This window comes from Bauldia sp. (assembly GCA_037200845.1).
GTDB lineage: Bacteria > Pseudomonadota > Alphaproteobacteria > Rhizobiales > Kaistiaceae > DASZQY01.
In genome coordinates this window covers 506099-526110 of record JBBCGQ010000001.1, presented here as the reverse complement: position 1 = coordinate 526110, position 20012 = coordinate 506099, and the positions used below count along the sequence as shown (strand labels likewise).

The 20012-nt window shown below is 66.6% G+C and carries 16 protein-coding genes, 2 tRNA genes and 1 pseudogene; 4 read left to right on the top strand and 15 right to left on the bottom strand.

What is annotated here, in order from left to right; genetic code table 11:
• Positions 1-54: 54 nt before the first annotated feature.
• The 3 genes from polA to WDM94_02610 all read right to left on the bottom strand — a co-directional run bounded on the left by polA (position 55) and on the right by WDM94_02610 (position 4053).
• Positions 55-3000: a DNA polymerase I gene (gene polA, locus WDM94_02620; GenBank protein MEJ0011518.1), complete on the bottom strand. Its 2946-nt coding sequence runs from the start codon at positions 2998-3000 to the stop codon at positions 55-57.
• Positions 3001-3121: 121 nt separating this feature from the next.
• Positions 3122-3198, bottom strand: a tRNA-Ser gene (locus WDM94_02615).
• Positions 3199-3306: 108 nt separating this feature from the next.
• Positions 3307-4053 carry a hypothetical protein gene (locus tag WDM94_02610; GenBank protein MEJ0011517.1) on the bottom strand — a complete coding sequence of 249 codons (747 nt, stop codon included), beginning with the start codon at positions 4051-4053 and terminating at the stop codon, positions 3307-3309.
• 214 nt (positions 4054-4267) lie between these two features.
• Here WDM94_02610 and WDM94_02605 point away from each other — a divergent pair, with 214 nt between their 5' ends.
• Positions 4268-6361 carry a PBP1A family penicillin-binding protein gene (locus WDM94_02605; protein ID MEJ0011516.1) on the top strand — a complete coding sequence of 698 codons (2094 nt, stop codon included), beginning with the start codon at positions 4268-4270 and terminating at the stop codon, positions 6359-6361.
• On the opposite strand, the gene WDM94_02600 is transcribed toward WDM94_02605, so the two are convergent.
• From WDM94_02600 to WDM94_02555, 10 genes are all read right to left on the bottom strand, one after another.
• Positions 6358-7548 carry a multidrug effflux MFS transporter gene (locus WDM94_02600; GenBank protein MEJ0011515.1) on the bottom strand — a complete coding sequence of 397 codons (1191 nt, stop codon included), beginning with the start codon at positions 7546-7548 and terminating at the stop codon, positions 6358-6360. The genes WDM94_02605 and WDM94_02600 overlap by 4 nt on opposite strands.
• A 107-nt stretch (positions 7549-7655) precedes the next feature.
• Positions 7656-8414 carry a SprT family zinc-dependent metalloprotease gene (locus WDM94_02595; protein ID MEJ0011514.1) on the bottom strand — a complete coding sequence of 253 codons (759 nt, stop codon included), beginning with the start codon at positions 8412-8414 and terminating at the stop codon, positions 7656-7658.
• 113 nt (positions 8415-8527) lie between these two features.
• On the bottom strand, positions 8528-8959 hold the full coding sequence (locus WDM94_02590; protein ID MEJ0011513.1) for a DUF2852 domain-containing protein: 432 nt from the start codon (positions 8957-8959) through the stop codon (positions 8528-8530).
• A 161-nt stretch (positions 8960-9120) separates the two neighbouring features.
• The gene (gene phaZ, locus WDM94_02585; GenBank protein MEJ0011512.1) at positions 9121-10374 is read right to left on the bottom strand and encodes a polyhydroxyalkanoate depolymerase; all 1254 of its coding nucleotides are present in this window, start codon (positions 10372-10374) and stop codon (positions 9121-9123) included.
• Positions 10375-10484: 110 nt separating this feature from the next.
• Positions 10485-11342, bottom strand: coding sequence for a DUF1989 domain-containing protein (locus WDM94_02580; protein MEJ0011511.1), 858 nt, complete (start codon positions 11340-11342; stop codon positions 10485-10487).
• A complete protein-coding gene (locus tag WDM94_02575; protein ID MEJ0011510.1) occupies positions 11339-12154 on the bottom strand; it encodes an SDR family oxidoreductase in 816 nt (271 codons plus the stop codon). Before WDM94_02575 ends, WDM94_02580 begins: the two co-directional genes overlap by 4 nt.
• A complete protein-coding gene (locus WDM94_02570) occupies positions 12151-12735 on the bottom strand; it encodes a YdeI/OmpD-associated family protein (GenBank protein ID MEJ0011509.1) in 585 nt (194 codons plus the stop codon). Before WDM94_02570 ends, WDM94_02575 begins: the two co-directional genes overlap by 4 nt.
• Positions 12732-12971, bottom strand: a complete 240-nt coding sequence (locus tag WDM94_02565; GenBank protein ID MEJ0011508.1) for a hypothetical protein — start codon at positions 12969-12971, stop codon at positions 12732-12734. Before WDM94_02565 ends, WDM94_02570 begins: the two co-directional genes overlap by 4 nt.
• Entirely contained in the window at positions 12961-13983 is a 1023-nt protein-coding gene (queG, locus tag WDM94_02560; protein MEJ0011507.1) for a tRNA epoxyqueuosine(34) reductase QueG, read from the bottom strand. Before queG ends, WDM94_02565 begins: the two co-directional genes overlap by 11 nt.
• Before the next feature lie 170 nt (positions 13984-14153).
• A complete protein-coding gene (locus WDM94_02555; protein ID MEJ0011506.1) occupies positions 14154-14846 on the bottom strand; it encodes a glutathione S-transferase family protein in 693 nt (230 codons plus the stop codon).
• A gap of 126 nt (positions 14847-14972) precedes the next feature.
• Between WDM94_02555 and WDM94_02550 the strand changes: the two are divergent.
• A pseudogene (locus WDM94_02550) lies at positions 14973-15776 on the top strand (undecaprenyl-diphosphate phosphatase).
• A gap of 27 nt (positions 15777-15803) precedes the next feature.
• Here WDM94_02550 and WDM94_02545 read toward each other — a convergent pair.
• Both WDM94_02545 and WDM94_02540 read right to left on the bottom strand, forming a co-directional pair.
• On the bottom strand, positions 15804-16793 hold the full coding sequence (locus tag WDM94_02545; protein MEJ0011505.1) for a complex I NDUFA9 subunit family protein: 990 nt from the start codon (positions 16791-16793) through the stop codon (positions 15804-15806).
• 44 nt (positions 16794-16837) lie between these two features.
• Positions 16838-18622 carry a hypothetical protein gene (locus WDM94_02540; protein ID MEJ0011504.1) on the bottom strand — a complete coding sequence of 595 codons (1785 nt, stop codon included), beginning with the start codon at positions 18620-18622 and terminating at the stop codon, positions 16838-16840.
• Between the two features lie 85 nt (positions 18623-18707).
• Here WDM94_02540 and WDM94_02535 point away from each other — a divergent pair.
• Positions 18708-18792 (top strand) — tRNA-Leu (locus WDM94_02535).
• A gap of 186 nt (positions 18793-18978) precedes the next feature.
• Complete coding sequence (locus WDM94_02530) at positions 18979-20010, top strand: phage integrase N-terminal SAM-like domain-containing protein (GenBank protein MEJ0011503.1); 1032 nt, start codon at positions 18979-18981, stop codon at positions 20008-20010.
• Positions 20011-20012 lie beyond the last annotated feature (2 nt).

Sequence of the window (20012 nt, the reverse complement as noted above, 5' to 3'; positions counted from 1 at the left end):
ACCGCGCAGCGGTTTTGGGGAGGGGTGTCTATCCTCCGCGAGGACACCCGGCGGCTAGTGCGCGGCGTCCCAGTTATCGCCGGCCTTGGCATCGACCTGCAGTGGCACCGACAACTGGATCGCCGGGTGGGCCGCCTGCTCCATGATGTCGCGGACGACATCCATCGTCTTCTTCACCTCGGACTCGGGCGCCTCGAAGACCAGCTCGTCGTGCACCTGCAGCAGCATCTTGGCGTTCAGCCGCGCGCCGGCCAGCGCGTCTTCCATGCGGATCATGGCGCGGCGAATGATGTCGGCCGCCGTGCCCTGGATCGGCGCGTTGATCGAGGCGCGCTCGACGAAGGCGCGCTCCGACGGGTTGGACGATTTCGCCTGCGGGAAATGAATCTTGCGGCCGAAGAGCGTCGAGACGTAGCCCTTCTCCTTCACCTCGGCGCGCATGCGGTCCATGTAGCCGCGGATGCCAGGGAAGCGCTCGAAATAGCGCTTGATGTAGGCGCCGGCCTCCTCGCGCGGGATGCCGAGCTGGTTGGCGAGGCCGAAGGCCGAGATGCCGTAGATGATGCCGAAGTTGATCGCCTTGGCGCGGCGACGGACCTCGACCGGCATGTCCTTGACCGGCACGTTGAACATCTCGCTCGCCGTCATGGCGTGAATGTCGAGGCCGTCGGCGAAGGCCAGCTTCAATTCCGGCACGTCGGCGACGTGCGCGACGATGCGCAGCTCGATCTGCGAGTAGTCGGCCGAGATCAGCTTCATGCCCTTCTCGGCGATGAAGGCGGTGCGGATGCGGCGGCCGTCGTCGGTGCGGACGGGAATGTTCTGCAGGTTCGGATCGGACGACGACAGGCGGCCGGTGGTCGTCGAGGCTAGCGCGTAGGACGTATGCACGCGGCCGGTCTCGGGATGGATGTATTCGGGCAGCAGGTCGGTGTAGGTCGACTTGAGCTTCGACAATTGCCGCCAGGCGAGGATGCCTTCGGCGAGCGCGTTGCCCTCGGCCGCCAGTTCCTCCAGCACGTCGGCGCCGGTCGACCAGGCGCCCGTCTTGGTCTTCTTGCCGCCGGGCAGATTGAACTTGCCGAAGAGAATGTCGCCCAATTGCTTCGGCGAGCCGATGTTGAAATTCTCGCCGGCGAGATTGTAGATCTCGTGCTCAAGACCGCCGAGCTTCTGCGCGAACTCACCCGACATGCGCGACAGGATCTGGCGATCGACCTTGATGCCGCGCGCTTCCATGCGCGCCAGCACCGGGATCAGCGGCCGCTCCAGCGTTTCGTACACCGTCATCATGCGCTCCGCCGTCAGCCGCGGCTTCAGCGCCGACCACAGGCGGATTGCGACGTCGGCGTCCTCGGCGGAATATTCGGTGGCCCTGTCGAGCGCGACCTGGTCGAACGTCACCTGCTTCTGGCCGGCGCCGGCGACGTCCTTGAAGCTGATCGGCGTGTGGCCAAGGACGTCGCTCGCCAAGGCGTCCATGCCGGAGCCGCCCTTGCCGCCGTCCAACGCGTACGAAATCAGCATCGTGTCGTCGTAGGGCGCGACGTGGATGCCGTGGCGTGAGAAGACGACGTAGTCGTACTTGAGATTCTGCGCGACCTTGATGACCGACGGGTCCTCGAGCAGCGCCTTCAGTTTCGCCAGCGCCGTCTTTGCCGGTATCTGGCCCTCGACCAGACCGCCGCCGAGAAGATCGTTGGCGCCGCTCCTGTGGCCGATCGGGACGTAGGCCGCCCTGCCCGGCTCCAGCGCCAGCGACACGCCGGCGATCTCGGCGCGCATCGGGTCTAGCGAATTGGTCTCGGCGTCGATGGCGACGCGCCCGATCGACCGCGCCGCGTCGATCCAGCGGTCGAGCGCGGCGACGTCGGTCACCGTCTCGTAAGCCTTGTGGTCGAACGGTTTTGACGTTGCCAGCGCGGCGCCGACCGCTACGCCCTCGATCGGGCCGGAGGCGCCATCGACGCCCGGCGCACGCTTGTCGCCGGCGTTGAAATACGGGCGGTAGACAGGACGCGCCGGCACCGCCTCCTCGGTGACGTCGGCCTTGTCCTTCTTCGCCGGCAGCGCCTGCGGCGTCTCGTCGGGGAAGCCCGGCGCGACTGCGTCGATGTCGGTCTTGGTCGCCTCGGCGACGCGGCGGCCGAGCGCCATGAACTCCATGATCTTGCAAAAGGCGACCAGACGCGGTCCGTCGCGCTCCTGCACCGCCAGCCCTTCGATCGGCACGTCGAGGGCGACGTTGGTGTCGAGCGTCACCAGCCGCTTCGACAGGCGCGCGTTCTCGGCATGAGTCTCCAGCGCCTCGCGCCGCTTCGGCTGCTTGATCTCGGCGGTGCGCGACAGCACGCCCTCGAGGTCGCCATTCTCGCCGATCAACTGCGCCGCGGTCTTCACGCCGATGCCCGGCACGCCCGGCACGTTGTCAACCGAGTCGCCGATCAGGGCCTGCACCTCGATCACCTTCTCAGGCGGCACGCCGAATTTCTCGACGACCTCGGGAATGCCGATACGCTTGTCCTTCATCGTGTCGAACATCGTCACGGTCGGCGTGACCAACTGCATCAGGTCCTTGTCGGACGAGACGATGGTGACGTCCGCGCCCGCCGCCGCGCCCAGCCGCGCATAGGTCGCGATCAGATCGTCGGCCTCGAAGCCGGACTGCTCGATCGATGCGACGTTGAATGCTTTCACCGCCTTCCGGATCAGCCCGAACTGCGGCTTGAGGTCATCCGGCGCCTCGGGCCGGTGCGCCTTGTACTGGTCGTACATCTCATTGCGGAACGTGTGCTCCGACTTGTCGAAGACGACGGCGAGATGCGTCGGCTTCACGCCGGCAGAGGCATCCTGCAGCAGCTTCCACAGCATGTTGCAGAAGCCGGCGACCGCGCCGACCGGCAGGCCGTCGGACTTCCGCGTCAGCGGCGGCAGCGCATGGTAGGCGCGATAAACGTAGCCGGACCCGTCGACCAGGAAGACATGGTCGCCGGGCTTCACGGCGCGGGCGAAATCGGGGGGATTGGGCATGGGTCAGATTTCCAAAAACAATCACGGCGCGGAAACCCTTGATTCCCAAGGGTTTCCGCTTGAAATGACCGCTAGCTTACGCTATTTGAATTGGCGGCCCAGGTGGGACTCGAACCCACGACACAGGGATTAGTAATCCCCAGTTCTATCCAACTGAACTACTGGGCCGAGGGTAGCGACCGAACCGGACTGTGGCGGGGAGTAGTGACCCCCAACCACAGCCCAGCCCGGCTTCCTAGCTGCTGCGGACGATGTGCTGCATCGTGCTGTCTCCTTCTATGTTTGCGAGGCTTCGGGTCCCGGCGTGTCAGCGCCGGGGCTCCCCGCGTTTTCCGCGAGGAACCACGTGCGGCCATGTCGACGAACCAATCCGTCCTTGGCCAATCTGTATAGCGTCATGCCCACCGTCTTTTCGTGGATGTTGCCGCCGTAAACACGTTCAATGAACTTGCGGATGGGCGTGGCCCTGTCGCCTTTCGTCCCGGCGGCTTTGAGACGATCCAACACAATGTCGCGGATAGGCGGACGAACTGGCGGAACCAGTTTGGTGGGCGAAGGCGCCTCTAGCTGCGCCGTCACATCCGCCGACTTTGCGATGGCTATCTCCGGGACAGCCAGCGGTCTTTCGCCACCGGACGCTGACAGGGCTGTTGGTTCCGCACTGCCATAGGCAACGCGAACACGCCCCGTGATTTCGCCTCCACTATTTCGAACAACGCGCCACAATCCCGATCCTCCCTCAACTCTCTCGGGGGACGGGACTGCCAAATTAACCCCAAAAACGCGCACCGCAGCACGCAAATCCGCCAAATCGCGATCAAGCGATCGGTCTTCTTCAGCTAACGCAGCACGTCGCTTGGCAATGTCTGCCTTACGCGAGAGGACATCGTCCAGCTTCGCCTTCAGAGCTTCGTCAACGGAAAGAGTAGGATCGTTTCCCATATTGGACGATATATGATCGCAGGAATCCAAAGTCAAACATGGTGTTAGCTTTTTTAAGGCTGACTGAATGTCATCTATCATGTAATTGATTTTATTAGTCTTTTTTGACGATCGGGATGCGGTTGCTAGGCGAAATGTGAACGGAACAGGATCGCGCTGCGATTGACATACGCGAAATCGGAATCACCTCGATTCCGTTCGATTGGAGCGCCGCACCCTTAACCGCGCCTTAAATCGCCGTATTTAGCGTCGTTTTCGTCATCCCATGACGAACGACGAGGACGCCGGGCGGGCCGTGGCTTCACGTGACGGGCAAAAGGCCCGTGGCCGCAAATCCAGCGGCAAGAAAAAGAAGAAGAAAAACAAGAGCCGGCGCGGCCTGGTCAGCCGGCTGGTGCGCGCGTTCCTCGTTCTGTTCGTCGTCGGTGCCGGGGCGCTGGCGGCGGTCGCCGGCTACTACGCCTCGACGCTGCCGCCGATGGCCGACTGGACGGTGCCGCAGCGCGCCGCGAACGTCCGCATCCTCGCCGCCGACGGATCGCTGATCACCAACCGCGGCGATTCTTCCGGACAGAGCCTGACGCTCGACGAGATGCCACCGTACCTGCCTCAAGCCGTGATCGCGATTGAGGACCGGCGCTTCTACTGGCACTTCGGCATCGACCCGATCGGGCTGGCGCGCGCGATGTTCGTCAACCTGACGTCGGGCGGCGTCGTGCAGGGCGGCTCGACGCTGACGCAGCAGCTCGCCAAGAATCTGTTCCTGAAGCCGGATCGCACCTTCGAGCGCAAGGTGCAGGAGGCGATCCTCGCCGTGTGGCTCGAGGCGCGGCTGACCAAGAAGCAGATACTCGAGCTCTACCTCAACCGCGTCTATCTCGGCGCCGGCGCCTATGGCGTCGATGCCGCGGCGCATCGCTACTTCGGCAAGTCGGCGCGCAACGTCAACCTGGCGGAGGCGGCGACGCTCGCCGCGCTGCTCAAGGCGCCGTCGAACTATTCGCCGATCCTTCATCCGCAGGCGTCGGAGGCGCGGGCGCAGCAGGTGCTGACCGCGATGCATGACGCCGGCTTCATCGGCGACCGCGAAACGTCGCTGGCGCTATCGACCGAGGTGAAGCCGGTGCGCGACGTTGCGGGGGGAAGCGGTCGCTACGTTGCCGATTGGGTGATGGACCAGTTGCCCAACTACATCGGCAGCGTCGATCAGGACATCATCGTCGACACCTCGATCGACCTCCGCCTGCAGGCGTCGGCGCAGCGCGCGGTCGCCGATACGCTGAACGAGGACGGCGCGAAATTCGGCGCCAGCCAGGCGGCGCTGGTGGCGATCGATCCCGACGGCGCGGTCAAGGCGCTGGTCGGCGGGCGCGACTACGGCACCTCGCCGTTCAACCGCGCGGTCGATGGGCTGCGCCAGCCGGGCTCGGCGTTCAAGCCGTTCGTCTATCTCACGGCGCTGGAAAACGGGCTCGTGCCGGAGACCGTGCGCGTCGATCAGCCGATTTCGATCAACGGCTGGAAGCCGCAGAATTCGTCGAAGAATTACAAGGGGCCGGTGACGCTGCTCACCGCCCTCTCCCAGTCGCTCAACACCGTCTCGGCCGAGCTCACCGCCGAAGTGGGCCCGCAGGCCGTGGTCGCCACGGCGCGGCGGCTCGGCATCACCTCGCCGCTGATGGCGACGCCGTCGATCGCGCTCGGCACGTCCGAGGTGACGCCGCTGGAGATGACGGCGGCGTTCGTGCCGTTCTCCAACGGCGGGCGCGGGATCATTCCGCACGTCATCGACCGGATCATGACGGCCAACGGCGACACGCTCTACGAGCGCAGCGGCTCCGGCCCCGGTCAGGTGATCGACCCGATGTACGTCGGCATGATGAACGCGATGCTGCGCGAGACGATCAACTCGGGCACCGGGCGCAAGGCGGCGCTCGCCGACTGGGACGCCGCCGGCAAGACCGGCACCAGCCAGGATTTCCGCGACGCGTGGTTCGTCGGCTACACGCGCGTGCTGACCGCCGGCGTGTGGTTCGGCAACGACAACGACAAGCCGACGAAGAAGGCGAGCGGATCGAACCTGCCGGCGATCGCGTGGAACCGGTTCATGACCGACGCGCTTGCCGGCGTGCAGACGGCGGAGCTGCCCGGCAACTACCGCTACGGTGGCGGCAGCGGCGCGGTCGCTGCCTTGCCGACGCCGCCGGTGTCGCTCGGCGAGGACGGGCGGCCGCTGGTGCTGACGCACGACGATCCGATCGGCGATGCGCTGGCGCAGGCCGAAGACGACGGCTGGACCAGCGACGGCACGACGCCGCCTGCGGACGTCGGCGGCAACGCGCCGCCGGCGAAACGGCGCGGCTTCTTCGAGCGGCTGTTCGGCGGTTAGGCCAGCCTCGCTTTTCTTGTTGCGACGTAGATCAGGGCCGCGCCGATGCCGCTGACGCCGAGCAGGCAGGCGTTGGCCAGCGGATCGGCGCCGAACACCGTGCCGGCCAGCATCAGCACGATCGCCGCCGTGCCCATGTGCAGGAAGCCGATCAGCGATGACGCGGCGCCGGCGCGCTCGGGAAACGGCGTCAGCGCCGCGGCCAGCGCCTGTGGAATGATGATGCCGATGCCGGTCATGAAGATCGCGACCGGCACGATGAATTCGGCGATGTTGCCCGGACCGAGGCCGACGCCCAGCGGCAGCAGCGCGCCGCCGACGGCCAGGAACGTCGCGCCGGCGCCGACGGCGCGATGCAGCGTGCTGCGGCGGGAGACGACGCGGCCGAGGTAGGTGCCGAGGACGAAGGCCGCGGCACCCAACGCGAAGATCAGGCCGTAGCCGACCGGCGACAGGCCGTAGCGCCCCTGCACGATGAACGACGAGACGCCGACGTAGAGGATAAGGCCGGCGTAGGCGCAGCAGACGAACGCGGCGTAGGCGCGGAAGACGGAGCTCCGCGCGACGATCGCGTACGAGCCGAGGATGCTCGACAGCGACAGGCGCTCGGCGCGGCGCTCGCGGATCGTCTCCGGCAAGGCAAAAGCGACGACGGCGGTGCCGGCGACGCCGATCGCGGTCATCACCCAGAAGCTCGACTGCCAGCCGAAATGCGTCTCGAGGAAGCCGCCGATCGCCGGCGCGAGGATCGGGACGACGCCCATGATCGACGCCATCACCGCCAGGAGATGGCCGGCGCGGACGCCGGAGTGGATGTCGCGCACGATGGTGCGGCCGAGGATGACCGGCGCGGCGGCCGCGACCGACTGCAGAAAGCGTGCGGCGATGAGCGCATCGATGCTGGGCGCGACGACGCAGATGAAACTGGCGACGGTGTAGGCGCCGAGGCCGCCGAGCAGCACCGGGCGGCGGCCGATGCTATCGGAGATCGGGCCGTAGAGCAGTTGCGCCAGCGCGAAGCCGATGAAGTAGCTGGTGAGAGTCGCCTGTATCCCGGCCGGCGTGGTGTTGAAGATCAGCGCCATCGACGGCATCGACGGCAGGAAGATGTCCGTCGACAGCGGCCCGATCATCGTCAGGAACGCGAGCAGCAGAACGAACGCGGGCGTGTCGGGCTTGAGGCGCATGAAGGGAAAAGGTCGCGGGCGGGAACTCTGGTTCAGCCTTACGCCCTTGCGACCGTGCCGCCTAATCCAAATAGCCGCAATACGGCTCAGCGGAATACGGCGCGCGGCTATTCCGCGCCGATGGCGTGCAGCGCCGGGCCGTTCTGCTGCAGCCACGTGCGGGCGGCGTCGGACTGCGGCGCCAGCGCCTTGCAGATGTGCCAGAAGCGATAGGAATGGTTGAGCTCGCGAAGGTGGGCAACCTCGTGGGCGGAGAGGTAGTCGAGCACCGCCGGCGGGGCCATCACCAGCCGCCACGAGAACGACAGGTGCCCGTCGGCCGAGCATGAGCCCCAGCGGCTGGTCTGGTCGCGCAGCCGCACGGCCTTGGCGCGGACACCGGCGGCGAGCGTATGGCGAATGACTGCCCATTCGAGGTCGCGCTTGGCCTCGCGCTTCAGGAACTCGACGACGCGCCGGCGGACCTGCCCGGCATCCCCCATGCCGGGCGTCGGAACGATGATGGCCGGGCCGGTCGGGTCGGTGCCGATCGACACCGTGCCGCGCGTGCCGGGCTGGTGGCGGATGACGTGCATGGCGCCGCGGAGCGGGATCGAGGCGCCGTCGGCAATCACGGTCGGCGCCGGCAGCTTCTCCATCTGGCGCTGCAGCCAGTCGACGTGCCGGTCGAGGAAGCGGCGCGCCTCATGCAGCGTGCCGCGCTTCGGCATGGTGAGCACCGGCGCCCTGGCCGGGCCCGCGACGCGCAGGGTGTAGTTGCGAGCGCGCGGATGGCGGCGGAGATCGACAGACACGACGCCTGCGCCGGTGGCGATCTCGAAGCTGTCGGGGATGGGCTCCGCCGCGCGGCGGGCAAAGAAGGCCATGGAAAGATTCGCGAATCAGTTCGGGGTGCCCAGGATCATGGCACAGCGGGACAGAACGGAAACGAAAAACGGCGGGGCTTGTGGGCCCCGCCGCTCCTTACTCGTACGCAACGCTAGAGGTCGATAGTCTCGGCGCCCTTCCGCTTCTTGCGGTCGGCCATGTAGCGATCGAACTCGTCCTTGTCGCGGGCGCGGCGCAGGTCGCGCACGTAGGTCTCGAAATTCGCCCGCTCTTCCTCAAGCTTGCGGCGTTCCTCGTCGAGACGCTTCAGTTCGGCGTCGCGGTAGTCGTCGAAGGCGGCGTTGCCGCTCCGCGACCCATAAGACGAACGCTCGGAGCGGAAGCCGTTGCGCGGACCGCACCAGGCGTCGTTCCAGTCCCGTTTCATGCCGTCGAAGTGACTGCGAACACCGGGAAAATTGCTGCCCCAGAGGATGTAGGCGAGCACCAGCAACCCGAGCGGCCAAGCGACAGCGAACCCGAGGACCATCAGGATTACGGTCAACGGCGTCCAGGCCGGCCGTAAGGCATGCGCGTAGGTCATTTCAGTACCCTTCCCCTCCTATATCGTACGTCAATCGTACGTAACGAATTGGACGTGGGAAACGGGGAGGGTCGATTCAAGCAAAATGCGACAAGGAGGGAGGAAAATCGGCATTCGGCAGTCGGCAATGGGCAGTCGGACGCGCTCCGATTGCCGCCTGCCTATTTGCCGGATGCCTTGCGCCCGTGTGTCGCGATGAAATCGGCGATGCGCGGGGCGATTTCGGCGCGGAAACGGGAGCCGTTGAAGACGCCGTAGTGGCCGACCTTCGGCTGCATGTAGTGCGTCTTCATCTCCGCCGGGATGCCGGGCGTGATGGTCTGCGCCGCCTTGGTCTGGCCGAGGCCGGAGATGTCGTCGTTCTCGCCCTCGACGGTGAGCAGCGCGACCTTGGTGATCGCGGCCGTGTCGACCTTCTCGTTGCGGTGGGTCATCTCGCCCTTCGGGAGGGCGTGCCGCAGGAAGACCGTGTCGACGGTCTGCAGGTAGAACTCGGCGGTGAGATCCATCACCGCCAGGTACTCGTCGTAGAAGTCGCGATGCTTGGCGGCATCCTCGCCGTCGCCATCGACGAGGTGCTGGAAGAATTCGCGGTGCGCCTCGACATGGCGCTCCATGTTCATCGACAGGAAGCCGGAGATCTGGAGGAAGCCCGGATAGACCTCGCGCATGAAGCCCGGATGCGGGAACGGCACCTTCATGATGACGTTCTTCTGGAACCACTCGAGGTCGTGCGTATTGGCGACGGTGTTGACCGCCGTCGGGTTGATGCGCGTGTCGATCGGGCCGCCCATCAGCGTCATCGTCGCCGGCAAATTGGGATCGCCGCGCGTCGACATCAGCGCGACGGCGGCGAGCACCGGCACCGAGGGTTGGCACACCGCCATCAGGTGCGCGCCCGGGCCGAGGAAATGCAAAATCGAAACGACGTAATCGATGTAGTCGTCGAGATCGAAGTTGCCCTCGGACAGCGGCACCATGCGCGCGTCGATCCAGTCGGTGATGTAGACGTCGTGGTCGGGCAGCATGGTGGCGACCGTGCCGCGCAGCAGCGTCGCATAGTGGCCCGACATCGGCGCGACGATCAGCAGCTTCGGCTGGCCGGCGGCGCTGACGTTCTTGGCGGCGCCCTTCTCGAAATGGATGACGCGGCCGAAGGGACGCTCCCACACGATGCGCTCGACGATCGGCACGCGGACGCCGTGGAGCAACGTGTCGGCGAGGCCCCATTCCGGCTTGCCGTAGCGGCGCGTCGTGCGCTCGAACATTTCGGCGGCGGCGGCCATCGAACGGCCGAACGGGGTCTGCGACAGCGGGTTCAGCGGGTTCTGGAAATAGAGCTTCGCCGCATCCGCTGCGGCGCGGAACGGTCCCATTGCCGCATGATTGAGTTCGTAGAGCTGGTAGTAGGACAACCCGCAGAAACCCTTCGGTTACGGGCGCTTAGCCAGCCCCCCGGCCGGGTTTTGCGCTGCAACAGGATATGTCCCGCCGAGCCGGCAAAGCAAGGGCAGACGCGACGGGTTCAGGTCGCGCCATGGTTGCGCGAATAGGCGCTCGGCTGCGGCGGCCGCCAGCCGGCGAGTGCCTCGGCGCGCGGCCGCCAGATCTCGACCTTCAGCGGATAGCAGGCGGCGACGTCGTCCGAGTGGCTGGCGCCGCAATCGCCACCCGGGCACGCCGACAGCGCCGCGATCAGGTCGATCTCGGCGAACATCTCGAGATGATCGCCGGGGCGCACCGGACTCGCCTTCATGAAATATTGGTGCGTGTCGTGCGTGAAGCCCGTGCACATGAAGACGTTGAGCACGTCATGCACGTGCATTTCGGCTTCGGCGATCGGCATGCCGGTCTCGGCGGCGAGCGCGCGTGTCAGGTTAGAATGGCAGCAGTGATGATACTCGTCGCCCTTGAGCAGCAGGTTGGTGTACGGGTCGCAGCGCGTGCCGATCACGTCGTGGATGCCGGCGCCGTCGGCGTCGAAGCCGTACCAGCCGAGCGTGTCGTTCGTGATGGTGGCGAGCGGGCGGAGATACGGCAACGTGCTCCACAGGCGCGCGCCGGTGGAGACATGCGTCGCGTGGAGGGCGCGCGTCTTGCCCGAGAAGAATCGCTCCGACAGGTCGTGCGCGTTCCATAGATTGAGGTCACCGACCTGCGGGCCATCGACACTGACGATGCGGAAGAAATGCCCGGCGGGGATGCTGATGGCGCGGCCGTCGCGTGGCGGGACGATGACCTCGGAGACCTTCTCGGCGCCGTCGCGCGCCTTCGCATAGAACTTGGCGTCGAACGGCGGCAGGCCGTCGACCGAGTAGGCGATCACCGGCGGCACGGCCCGGCGGGCGGCGGCATCGGCGGGTGGCTGGATCCTGTTGGTCATGTCTCGCCCCGCCAGTTGCCGTTGCGCCAGAGCGCGGCGAGGCCGTCGCGGTAAGTCGGATAGCGGAGCGCGATGCCCAGTTCCTCCTTCATCCGGCGGTTCGAGACGCGCTTGTTGTCGGCGTAGAAACTGCGCGCCATCGGCGACAGGTCGGCCCCGGCGAACGGCGCCTCGGGCGGCGGGATGACGCCCATCATCTCGGCCGCGTACGCCACCACGTCCTGCGGCGGCGCCGGCTCGTCGTCGGCGAGATTGAAGATGCCGGCGGCGTTGCGGTCCACGGCCTCGACCAGAGCTGCGGCGATGTCGCCGACGTGGATGCGGTTGAACACCTGGCCCGGCTTCACGATGCGGTGCGCCTTGCCTTCGGCGAGATTGACGAAGGCGTTGCGCCCCGGGCCGTAGATGCCGGCGATGCGGAACGTCGCCAGCGGGATGCTGCGATCGAGGGCAAATTTCGCCCACGCTTTCTCGGCGGCGAGGCGCTCGGTGGAACGCGCCTGTTTCGGGTGCGGCGTCGTGCGTTCGGTGACCCATGCGCCGCCGTAGTTGCCGTAGACGGCGACCGAGGACAGGTAGCCGATCCATTGCAGCGCCGGCGCGGCGAGCAGCGCGTCGCGGTAGCGGGCGAGCACCGGATCGGCCTCGCCGGGCGGGATCGAGACGACGATGTGCGTGGCGTCGGCGAAATTCGCGGCCTCGAAATCGGCGCGCATCGTGCCGGCGAACGACGCGGCGCGGCCGTCCATCGCGCGCGCGAAGGCACGCGCCGTGTAGCCCATGCCGAAGACGAAAATGCGCGGCGCGCTCATGCTGATTTTCCCGGGCGGCGGAGATGCTTCAGGCGGACGCCGGCGGCGGAGTCGGCGATCAGCGTTGCGAGGCGGCGCTCGCGCGTCGCCTCCTGCTTGGCGCTCACCACCCACCATATCGCGGGGTGTCGGTACGACGGCGGCATCCTTTCGAAATTCGCCCACGCCTGCTTGTCGGCACGGAAACGCTTGGCATCCGCCGGTGAGAGTTTGGCGTCGGGATTCTCGAAGGAATATTTCTTCTGCAGCTTCGGATCGCGCGCCTCGAAAGCGGCGAGTCCCGCGGTGTGCATCCTGCCTTCAGCTTTCAGCTTGGCGATGCGCTTGATGTTGACCGCGCTCCAGATGCTGCGCGCCTTACGCCGCGTGAAGCGGATCGTCCAGGTCTTGTCGCCGCCGGCGCGCACGGCATCGATCCAGCCGAAGGCCAGCGCCTCGTCTAGCGCCTCCTTGTAGGTGATGCCCTTCTCGTCGGAGCTCGCCTTATGGAAGCCGAGCAGAAGCTCGGTCGCCGTGGCGTGGTTCTTTGTCAGCCACGCGCGCCACTCTTTCTGCGACTTGAAGAAACGCGGCTCGGTCATGCGTCGCGGCGCGGGCCGCTGGAGGGAGCGCGTGGCAAGCGTTCGATCCGCCCAACCTGAAGCGTGCCGATGCGCATGCGGCGGATTTTGCCACGGTCGACGGCGACCCTGCCGATGGCAAGCGCGCCTATGGCCACCGCACCGACGGCGAACGCGCCAAGTGCAAGCGCGCCGAGCGCGACGGCGCCCAGCCGCTTGGTATCGGTGCTTTGTGCCGTTCGGCGGCTACGCGACATTGGTTTCACTCATGAGTTCAGCCAGCGCCCATTCGGCTGCTTCGCGCACCAGCGGCGAAGCATCGTTGGCGCGGGCCTGCGCGGTGGCGAGGAGGCTGGCGTCGCCCGAGTTGCCGACCGCGATCATGACGTTGCGGACGAAGCGGTCGCGGCCGATGCGCTTGATCGGCGAGGCGGAGAACGTCCGGCGGAAGCCTTCCTCGTCCAGCGCGGCGAGATCGGCGAGGCGCGGCGAGATGCGGTCCTCGCGCGCCTTAAGCTTCATCTCCTTCGTCGCCTGCGCGAACTTGTTCCACGGGCAAACGGCGAGGCAATCATCGCAGCCGTAGATGCGGTTGCCGATCGCCTTGCGGAATTCGTGCGGGATCGGGCCTTCGTGCTCGATCGTCAGATACGAGATGCAGCGGCGGGCATCGAGCTGGTAGGGCGCGGGGAACGCGCTGGTCGGGCAGACGTCGAGGCAGGCGCGGCAGGTGCCGCAGGCATCAACCTCGGCGGCGTCGGGCGGCAGGGGCATCTCGACGACGATGGCGCCGAGGAACAGCCACGAGCCGAACTCGCGGCTGACGAGATTGGTGTGCTTGCCCTGCCAGCCGAGGCCGGCGGCCTCAGCCAGCGGCTTCTCCATCAGCGGCGCGGTGTCGACGAAGACTTTCACCTCGCTCGCGGTCCGCGCCTTGAAGCGGCCGGCGAGCACCTTGAGCTTGCCCTTGATGAGATCGTGGTAGTCGCGGTTGCCCGCGTAGACCGAGATCGCGGCGCGATCCTTCCGCGCCAGTGCTGTGCGCGGATCGTGGTCCGGACCATAGTTCATCCCGACCATGACGACGGCGCCGGCCTGTGGCCACAGCGCCTTCACCTCGGCGCGGCGGTCGGCTTCCGTCTCAAGCCACGCCATCGTGCCGTGGCGGCCTTGGTTCAGGAATTCGCGGAGGCGCGGCGCGGCCTCGGGGATCGCGTCCGGCGCGGCGATGCCGACGACGTCGAAGCCTTCGCGCTTGCAGTCGGCGATGAAGGCGGCCTTGAACTCGGCGGGGATGCCTTCGCCTTTGCGAGGGTAGAGAATGGGTGCGGAAGTGCCCTCACCCCGTTCGCCTAGCTCGCTTCGCTCGGCAAGGCTCGCGGCCCTCTCGCCTTCGGGGAGAGGGGACGCCTCACTTTGCTCGGCGGAACTCGTATCGATCAGAAATCCAGGTCGGCGTAGTGGGTGGCGGCGGGCATGCCGCGGACCTGGTCCGTCAGCAGGGCGCGGAAGGACGGCCGCGATTTCACTCGCGCGTACCAGGCCTTCGCCATCGCGTCCTCGTCCCATGGCACCTCGCCAAGATAATCCAGCGTCGACACCTCCGCGGCTGCGGCGAGGTCGGCGAAGGTCAGTTCGCGGCCGGCGAGGCAATTACGCCGGGCCGCGAGGTAGCCGATATAGCGCAGATGATACTTGATGTTCAGCCGCCCGGCGCGAATCGCCGCGGAATCGGGCTCGGCGCCGCCATTCGTGACGGTCATGCGGCGCTTGTAGACCTTCTCGGTCAGCAGGTAGCCGGTTACCTCGGCATCCATCTTGGACAGGAACCAGGCCATCAGGCGGCGCGTCTCGGCACGCTCGGCCGGCGTCTTGGGCATCAGCGTCGCCTCGCCGACGCGGGCGCCGCGGGTCTCGGCGAGATATTCCGCGATCACGGTGGCGCCGGAAACGATCGTGCCATCGTCGTCGACGAAGATGGGCAGCTCGCCCGACGGATTGAGCTTCAGCAGCGCCTCGTCGCGCTCCCACGGCGCCTCCTCGGCGAGCACGACCTCCTCACCATACTCGGCGAGAATCAGACGGACGAAGCGGGAGCCGGGGTGCAAAGGATAGTGATGCAGTGTCGGCATGAGGCTCTGACGATTTCCCGGAATTTTGCCGCAAGGCGGGCGAAAGGAATTTCGGTATAGAACCCGCATCGGGCGGGAACAAGGCGCGATTCGCTGCTGCGATTTGGGCGCGCGACGGGGACAAAGATGGATCCAAAATCGATCTTCGATGCGATCGTTCTCGGCATCGTCGAGGGCGTCACCGAATTCATCCCGGTGTCATCGACGGCGCACCTGCTGCTCTCGGCGCGCCTGCTCGGCTTCACCAGCGCCGGACCGGCGTTCGAGGTGCTGATCCAGCTCGGCGCGATCCTGGCGCTGCTCGGCGTCTACGCAGCGCGGCTCTGGCAGTTGCTGCGCGACCTGCCGCGCGATCCGACGACGCAGCGATTTGCGCTGGGCGTCATCATCGCGTTCCTGCCCTCGGCTATCCTCGGCGTCATCTTCCACCGCCTGATCACCGAGGTGTTCTTCAACTCGGTCACGCTGATCTCGATCGCCCTGATCCTCGGCGGCGTCGTGCTGATCACGCTCGATCGGATGAAGCTGCCGCAGCGCCATCTGGATATCATGCAGTATCCATTGGGCCTGGCGCTGGGCATCGGCCTGTTCCAGTGCCTGTCGCTGATACCCGGCGTGTCGCGTTCGGGCGCGACCATCGCCGGGGCGCTGATTCTGGGCACCGACAAGCGCTCGGCCGCGGAATATTCGTTCTTCCTCGCGATGCCGACGATGCTTGGCGCCTTCGCCTACGAATTCTACAAAAGCATGGACACCATGAGCGGCACCTCCGCCGGGCTGATCGCCATCGGGTTCGTCGTGGCGTTCCTGTCGGCGCTGGTGGTGGTGCGGACGTTCCTGACCTTCGTCGGTCGCTACGGCTTCGCGCCTTTCGGCTACTGGCGGATCGCGGTCGGCGTCCTCGGCCTTATCGCCGTGGTCTTCTTCGGCGCCGACCGGCAACCGGTGGCGACGGCCTCAGCCCTGCCCCTGCACGGGCTTCGGACGGTCGAACTCGCCGTGCTGGCGGAAGCGGTAGAGATACGACTCCAGGATCGCCTCCAGGCTGGTCGCATCGACGCCCAGGCCGCGTAGCGTGCGGCCTTCGCGGGTCGCGGCTTCCGACACGACGTTGTCGAGCATCAACTGACGCACCTGATCGGGCGTGACCAGCGCGCCCGGCAGATATTGCGCAACGGCCGCGATCGCGCGCGCGGCGAACCACGGCACGGGCACGAGCAGGCGGCGGCGCTCGATGGTGCGCAGCATCAGCTCGAGCAGCTCGCGGAAGGTCTTGGTTTCCTTGCCGCCGAGCTCGAACACCTTGCCGCCTGGCACGCGGCCCTCGACCGCATCGGCGATCGCGGTCGAGACATCGCCGGCGAACACCGGCTGGAATTTCGTCTCGCCGCCGCCGAACAGCGGCAGCGCCGGCAACACGCGCGCCATCGCGGCGAAGCGGTTGAAGAAATGATCCTCCGGCCCGAACATCAGCGACGGCCGATACACCACGGCGCCGGGCACGGTTTCGAACACCGCCGCCTCGCCTTCCGCCTTCGAGCGGTAGTAGTCGGAGGCTGAATCCTTGGCGGCACCGAGCACGGAGACGTGCACCAGCCTGTCGATGCCGGCGCCGCGCGCGGCCTCGGCCACGGCGCGCGCGCCGAAGACGTGGACGGCATCGAAACGCTGGCGGCCGCGCTCGGAGGGAATCGCGACAAGATTCACGACCGCGTCGGCATCCATCACGGCGCGGTCGACCGACCAGCGGTAGCGAAGATTGGCCTGCACCGGCTGCACCCAACCGACCATGCCGAGCGGCTGGAGGTGACCGGCGAGATCGGGCCGGCGAACGGCGGCGCGGACGCGCCAGCCGCGCTTCAACAGCGCGCGGACGACATGGCGGCCGAGGAACCCCGTGCCGCCGAAGACGGTGACCAGACCCTTGTCGCTGGTGGCAATTGGCATCGTCCACTCCGGAATGCCGCGGAAAATGCGGTCTTGCAGCGTCTTTAGCGGGCGGGCGGCATGGCGTCCAGACCGCGGAAAGGAGCGCCCCGCGACCGATTGCGCACCATCAGAATCGGCACGGCCAGAACGAAGCCGACAAGGGCAAGGAGATTGAGCCAGTTGGCGGCGACCTGCAGCGGCGGCAGGCCGAACGGGAACTGTTCGTAGTGGACGAACGAGTCGGCCGCGCCCGCCTGCTCGACGCTGAACGCGTCGCCCGGCCGGCAACTGTTGGCGCCCGGAAACAGGTAGCAGGACGGATTTTTCAGGTTGAGGGCGCCGTCGGAGGACAGGTCGGAAATCGGGCCGGCGTGCAGATCGCCGATCGGCAGCGCCTCGAGCTGGTAGCCGAAAACCGGGGCGTAGCAATAAAGTTGCGACTGGCCGGCGGCGATGGCGTTGTTGCCGCCGAGGCGGACGCGGCGCTCGGGCGTCGACTGCGGATCGACGACGATGTCGGTAACCGGGATCGCCTGCCCGCCATGCCAGGCGGCGACGATCGGCGTCGCGTCGTAGCGCTGCGCGCGGTAGGTGCCCTTCTCGACCAGCGCGTTGGGCGCGACGATCGCGAGCACCGCCAGCGCCATCGCCGGCGCACGCAGCGCCCGCGGAAACAGCGTGTCGAACGCCAGCGCGGCGGCGAACACCGCGACCGGAACGTAGAGCATGAACCAGCGCACCAGCGTCGTGCTCGAGCCGAGCAGCGGCACGTGCTTGAGCAGCGCATTCCACGCCGGCACATACCAGTTGAGCAGCAGCGGCAGCGCCAGGATCGCCGCGATCGCGACAACCGCGGGAGCGTGGCGCCGCACGCGGCCACGACGCGCGACGAGCACCGCCGCGCCGGCGACGATGAGCAGCGCGGCGATCGGGCCGACGGCGTATTCCCACTCGGGACGATCCAGAAATATGTCGGTGTTGGCGAGCGACTGCCACGCCTCGGCGACCGGCGTCAGGTCGATGAGGCTGAGGAAGGCGACGCGGAGCGCCGCGAAAAGATTGGGGAAGCCGGGCAGCGCGTATTCATTGCGCGGGAAATTTTTGGCGAGCGCCAGCGCCGCGGCGAGACGCGTCGCGGACAGCGCAACCGCGACCACCGCCGCGCCGGCGAACGCGATCCACGGCCGCGCCGATTGCCCGGAACGGATGCCGTGGATGAGAATCACGATGGCGACGGCGAAGGCGACCGGCCCGATGCCGTGGATCATGCCGGCCTGGAAGGCGTACGCGAACAGCGCGCCGGCGAGCAGCGCGCCGAGCGTCGTGCCGCGGATCAGGCACAGCGCGATCCAGGGCGCCAGCATCAGCGGGTGGAACGTCAGGTGCCCGATCGCCATGCGATAGGCGAACGTGCCGTTGAACAGGAACAGCACCGCCGCAACCGCCGAGGCCGCCGGCGACAACGCGAAGGCGCGCCGCGCCAGCGCGTAGAAGCCAAGCGCGCCGATCGCGGCAAAGACGACGAATGTCGCGCGCACCGCGATCAGCGGATCGACGACGAACGCCAGGAATTGCGGCAGCGAATAATAGCCGACGTTGAGATCGGCGATGAACGGCACGCCGCCGCACTGGCCCGGGTTGAACCAGGGGACCGCGAGCAGCCCGTTCTGCAGGTAGAGAAAATATCCGGCGAGCAGGTTCGGCAGGTGGAGCGAATAGTCGGCGCCGAGGCCGCGGCCATCGGCCGGGATGAGCGGCAGGAAGATCCAGAGATATGCGGCGAAGGCCAGCGCCACCGCGGCCCACGCCAAACCCGCGCCCTCGTTCCGCCCCGCCCGGAGAATCATGGCGGCAACCATAGCGCACCGGCCGGCCGAGGCCCGAACGGCCGGTTTGACAAGCCGAAACGCCAACCTTAAGCATCCGCCCCGTGCCCAGGTGGCGGAATTGGTAGACGCGCACGGTTCAGGTCCGTGTGCCGCAAGGCGTGAAGGTTCGAGTCCTTTCCTGGGCACCACCCCGACGAGTTCCGCAATCGGGTCAATAAGGTAAGCCACATCAGAGGGTTGCGTGTAGCCACACTGTGCTACAAAGGTGCGCAACATTGCTCTTCAGGCTTGTCCGTCCCGTGAAGCGTTCGGGTTCCTCAAACCGCTATTTCGTGAAGCGCATTCCGGCCGATCTCCGAGAGCGGATGGTAGGCATGAAGCTCGCGATTCCGATTGGTGATGAGACAGCGTTCGTTGTCGTCTCCGCCAAGATGGAAAGCATCCGACTTTCGCTTCGAGCGAGCGACCCACTCACCATCAGGCAGCGTCAGGCAGAGGCCAGCGCTTATATGGATTCGATCTTCGAGTCTCTGAGACGCAACAAGCCGGTAAGCCTCTCGCTTCGCCAGGCCGTCGCGCTGGCAGGACGCCTTTACCGTGCGTGGGCAAGCGATCCCGACGCCGGCTCCGTGACTGGCATGGTGTGGAGCGACGGAAAGTGGGAGCGCGACGACGAGCTTACAGCCGAGGAACTCGAAGTCGCCTATGAGACCACACTGAAGAGGCTGAAGCCGCTTAGTGGCGCTTCGCACGACGAGCTTGAGCGGGCGCTGGCGACACTCGCGGACAACATGCTGGTGAAGGAAGGCATTACGAGCCTTGATCCTTCCTCTCGCCGCAAGTTGCTCCCGGAGTTGCTCAAGGCGATCGTGCAAGGAATGGAAGTTGGCGAGCGTAAAGCCGGTGGCGACTACAGGCCCGACCCCCGTGCGGAACGGTTCCCGGAATGGCGTCCACCGCAAGTCGAGTCGGCGGAGAAGTCGCAAAGCGCGGCGTCACTCAAGGGACTTATCGAGGCTTGGTGGCGCGAGGCGAAGGCGGCAGGGTTTTCTGAGAGCACCTACGCGAGCTATGCCAAGGCCGGCGCTGCGCTGGGCTCATTCTTGAAGCACGATGATGCGACCAAGATCACGCCTGAGGACATTGTAGCGTTCAAAGACCACCTGGCGGCATCGCCTTACGAACTGAGCGCCAAGACGATCAAGGACAGCTACCTGGCAGGACTTCGAAGCGTCTTCGCGTGGGCGGTCCGAAATCGGAGGCTCCCAAAGAACCCGGCACAGGGCATTACAATCAAAATGGCCAAGCGAAGGAAGCTTCGTGACACTTGGTTCTCGGCCGCGGAAATCACCGCCATCTTGGGCGCGGCTCGCAGTGTGCATCGAGGGCCGCGTGAGGCGGGATAGCG